General features: G+C 52.7%; 3 protein-coding genes and 1 pseudogene. 3 read left to right on the top strand and 1 reads right to left on the bottom strand.

Features of this window, described 5'->3' with window-relative positions; genetic code table 11:
* Positions 1 to 246: 246 nt before the first annotated feature.
* Positions 247 to 1,299 carry an S-methyl-5-thioribose-1-phosphate isomerase gene (mtnA, locus tag J8X26_RS24170; RefSeq protein WP_208952199.1) on the bottom strand — a complete coding sequence of 351 codons (1,053 nt, stop codon included), beginning with the start codon at positions 1,297 to 1,299 and terminating at the stop codon, positions 247 to 249.
* 117 nt (positions 1,300 to 1,416) lie between these two features.
* On the opposite strand from mtnA, the gene mtnK reads away from it, so the two are divergent.
* The 3 genes and pseudogenes from mtnK to J8X26_RS24155 all read left to right on the top strand — a co-directional run.
* Entirely contained in the window at positions 1,417 to 2,616 is a 1,200-nt protein-coding gene (gene mtnK / locus J8X26_RS24165) for an S-methyl-5-thioribose kinase (RefSeq protein ID WP_208952198.1), read from the top strand.
* Positions 2,617 to 2,711: 95 nt separating this feature from the next.
* Complete coding sequence (locus J8X26_RS24160; protein ID WP_152324652.1) at positions 2,712 to 3,182, top strand: DUF1456 family protein; 471 nt, start codon at positions 2,712 to 2,714, stop codon at positions 3,180 to 3,182.
* Positions 3,183 to 3,476: 294 nt separating this feature from the next.
* Positions 3,477 to 4,154, top strand: a pseudogene (locus J8X26_RS24155) (carbohydrate porin); the annotation flags it as partial.
* Between the last annotated feature and the right edge of the window lie 70 nt (positions 4,155 to 4,224).

Raw genomic sequence — 4,224 nt, 5'->3', positions numbered from 1 at the left:
TGAACGGTGAGAAACAGCGAGAGTCTTTTTCCGAGCCGGTTCGAGCCTGAAATGAGAGCACCGCGCAGCGGCGGCGTTTGCGGCAATAACGGGTGTTACTGAAACATAGCCAGCGAGCGATAGCGCGTGTTGAAAAAGCGGGGAGAAATCCAAAAGAGGGAAAGCACTTCCCTCTTTTGGTCGGTTTCGGCACGAGCCGCTAAGCGATCACCGCATATGTAAAACCGAAATTTACGCAATACCGCCTTAGTGCTGCCCGCGGCTCAGCCCAGCCGCTAACGAAGCCGTGAAGACCCCTTCGCGCACCTGCGCTGGCGTCACCTCGCCCACATCCAGCACCCATCCGCTGATCAACTCCGCAGGAGTGACATCAAACGCCGGATTGTAAACTTTCGCATCAAGCGGAGCCCACTGCACGGAACCAAAGCTGCCGGAAACACCGGTGATTTCGCTCGCTGCGCGTTGTTCGATGGGGATCGCAGTACCGTTCGGACAATGCGGATCGTGCGTGGTGTGCGGCGCGGCGACGTAGAACGGGATGCCGTGGTATTTCGCCAAAACCGCCAAGCTGTAAGTGCCGATCTTGTTGGCGACATCGCCATTCGCTGCGATGCGGTCAGCGCCGACCCAGACGGCGTCAACGCGTTTTTGTGCCATCAGGCTGGCGGCCATCGAGTCGCAAATCAGCTGATACGGAATGCCCAGTTCGCCCAGTTCCCACGCGGTGAGACGGCCACCCTGCAATAACGGGCGCGTTTCATCGACCCAAACCTGTTCGACATTCCCCTGTTCATGCGCACGGCGGATTACGCCAATGGCCGTGCCGACGCCAGCTGTCGCCAGCCCGCCGGTGTTGCAGTGGGTCAGCAAACGGCTGCCCGGTGTCACCAGCGTAGCGCCGTGCGTCGCAATGCTGTCGCACAGCGCGCGGTCTTCATCCACCAGACGCAACGCTTCTTCCACTAACGCTTTCACATAATCAGGATGTTGCAACGCGGCTTTCATCCGGTCGAGATTATTCATCAGATTCACGGCGGTCGGGCGTGAAGCACGCAGTGTTTCCAGCGCATGATGCAATTCATCCTGCGCCATTCCACGTTCGGCCAGCAGCGCCAGCAGCAGGCTGGCGGATAAACCAATCAGCGGCGCACCGCGCACGCGCAGGGTGCGGATATGATCCACCAGTTCGCTGACGTCGCGGCATTCGCGCCAGTCAGATTGCTGCGGCAGGGCCTGCTGATCGAGGATCCACAGCTGGTTTTCGCGGATACGTAAACTGGTGGTTGTGAGGCTTTGCATTGTTGGTTAAATCCTTGTTGCCCGGTTGCATCTGTTCACTTATTCTGCCAACATGTTTTATGGATGTATAGACGGCTAAACACTTTTAAGGCTAAAAGATAATTTCGAGAGGTCAGGATGTCGCGCTACTACACATTTACCGCCGAAGATGCTGTTGAATATGCCCGTAAATACGGTGGCGTAGCAGATCCGCAATCTCTGGTCACCGCCGATGAAATCGGTGACGGAAACCTGAATCTGGTTTTTAAAATCCGCGATACCACGGGCAAAAGCCGCGTAATCGTGAAACAGGCTTTGCCGTACGTGCGCTGCGTCGGGGAATCCTGGCCGCTGACGCTCGACCGTGCGCGCATCGAAGCGGAAACGCTGATTATTCACGGTCAGTATTGCCCGCAGCATACGGTGCAGGTGTTGCATCACGACGCCGGACTGGCGGTGATGGTGCAGGAAGATTTGTCGGATCATCAGATCTGGCGCAGCGAGCTGGTGCAGGGAAAATACTTCCCGCAGGCCGCCAGCCAGCTGGGTGAATACCTGGCGCAGACGCTTTTCCATACCTCGGATTTCTATCAGAACGCGCAGACCAAGAAAGCCGAAGTATCGCGCTTTACTAACCCTGAACTGTGTCAGATCACCGAAGATCTGTTTTTCACCGATCCTTATGTCGATCACGAACGGAATAATTTTGACCCGGTTTTGCAGCCGGAAGTCGATGCGCTGCGTGCCGATAAACCGCTGCGTCTGGCGGTGGCGGCGCTCAAGCACCGTTTCCTGAGTAAAGCCGAAGCGTTGCTGCACGGCGATATTCACAGCGGTTCGATTTTTGTGGCCGAAGGCAAGCTGAAAGCCATTGATGCCGAGTTCGGTTATTACGGCCCTGTCGGCTTTGATCCGGGCTCGGCTATCGGTAATTTGTTGCTGAACTATTGCGGTTTGCCAGGGCTGGTGGGCGTGCGTGAAGCCGCCGACGGTCGCGAGCAGCGCCTGAAAGATGTGCGCGAACTGTGGCTGAGCTTCTCCGAACGTTTCCTGCAACTGGCGCGTGAAAAATCACAGGATCCGACGCTGGCCGAGCCGGGCTACGCCGACGTTTTCTTGCAGGAAGTCTGGCACGACGCGGTAGGTTATTGTGGCGCGGAACTGATCCGTCGCACTATCGGGCTGGCGCACGTAGCCGATCTCGATACCATTAAAGATGCTGCGATGCGTGCTGACTGCCAGCGACACGCGCTGAGTCTCGGAAAATGGCTGATTCTGACAGCGTCGCGAATCAGTGATGTGGAATCCTTTATCGCGCGCATCCGCCAGTTCAGCTAATTCTGTCGGTTTCTTGTATAATGCCCGCCTTCGAGGTGCGTAGGGGTAAACCCGGTGGCATTTCCTCGGTTTACTTTTAACAGGAATACAGAATTATGATGCATAACCATGTCTTGCGCAGCGTGCGCTACATGCTGGATTTGAGCGAAGGTCAGTTGATTGAAATCCTCAAAACCACCGGCACGCCGGTCAGCCCTGAAGTGATGTCCCGTTATCTGAAAAAAGAAGACGAAGAAGGGTATATGGAAGTGCCGGACGAAGTCATGGCGAACTTCCTGAACGGGCTGATTGTGTTCAAACGCGGTAAAGACGATCGTTTCCCGGCACCGGAAGTGGAAAAACGTCTGACCAACAACATTATGCTGAAAAAGCTGCGTGTGGCATTTGAGCTGAAAACTGAAGACATGATTGCCGTGCTGACGGCGGCAGATTTCAAAGTCTCCGAAGGCGAACTGAGTGCATTCTTCCGCAAGGAAGGGCACAAAAACTATCGTCCGTGCGGCGATCAGGTTCTGCGCTATTTCCTGAAAGGGCTGACCGCGAAAATTCGTCCTAAGAAAAGCTAAGCTTTAAACATTTGGCTGATAAATATATTCGGCGCAATGTATATGAAATGAATAATAAGCGGGGTGCTGAGAATGTCAGTGCCCCGTTTTTATGTTTATTGGTTTTGTAAGGATGAAATTTCGTTATTACAGTTTTACTTCACGTTTCCCCGCTTTATTTTTGACAGTTTATTCGGCCAGAACCTATCTTCATTTCTCATTATGAAATCTCCGGGCACTATTTTAATAAAAACAAAACAACGTCGTTAATTTATATCGATGGTTTGATTTTGTATTGAAAAGGATATCGTAATTATGAGAAAGATTAAGACGCTGGCATTATTAGTGGGGATCGCCGTGTCGGGTTCTGCGATGGCAGCTGGCTCTTCAGCCAGTCTGGAAGCCCGTATGGCACAGCTTGAAGAGCGCCTTCAACAAGCAGAAGCGCGCGCAGAATCGGCTGAAAAACAAATTCAGCAGCTGAAAAAACAAGATGTGAAGCGTGAACAGGAAATTGCCAGCGTGAAAGAATCCACGCCGGTAGAAGTAAAAACAGACGGTATCTCGAAGGATAAACTTTTAACGCTTAATGGTTTCGATAATCTCAAATTATACGGTGACGTAGAATTTAACGTCGACGGCGCAAGCCGCAGCGGGCAATTAATTTCGGCCAAAAGTGGCGATGATAATAAATGGAATGGCGGCAATGAACGCTGGGACGTCAATGGCCGTTTACTGATCGGGCTGGATGGTTATCGCCGGAATGATAAAGGGCAATTCTCCGGGTTCTCCGTTCAACCTACTGCCGATTTAAATGGGACGATGGGTGTCGATGATGCGGCCTTCTTCTTCGGGGAAGAAAAAGACTGGATGGCGAAAATCGGACGCTTTGAAGCCTACGATATGTTCCCGCTTAATCAGGATACCTTCATCGAATATTCCGGCAATACTGCCAATGACCTCTACGCTGACGGCTACGGTTATGTCTACATGGGCTTTGTTGAATAAATCGGATTTAGATAAAAGCTCCCCTCGTCGCCGACTTCCTCAGGTAATCCGTACA

Source organism: Rahnella sp. ChDrAdgB13 (assembly GCF_017655185.1).
Classification (GTDB): Bacteria; Pseudomonadota; Gammaproteobacteria; order Enterobacterales; family Enterobacteriaceae; genus Rahnella; species Rahnella contaminans.
This window is presented reverse-complemented; position numbering and strand designations above follow the sequence as displayed.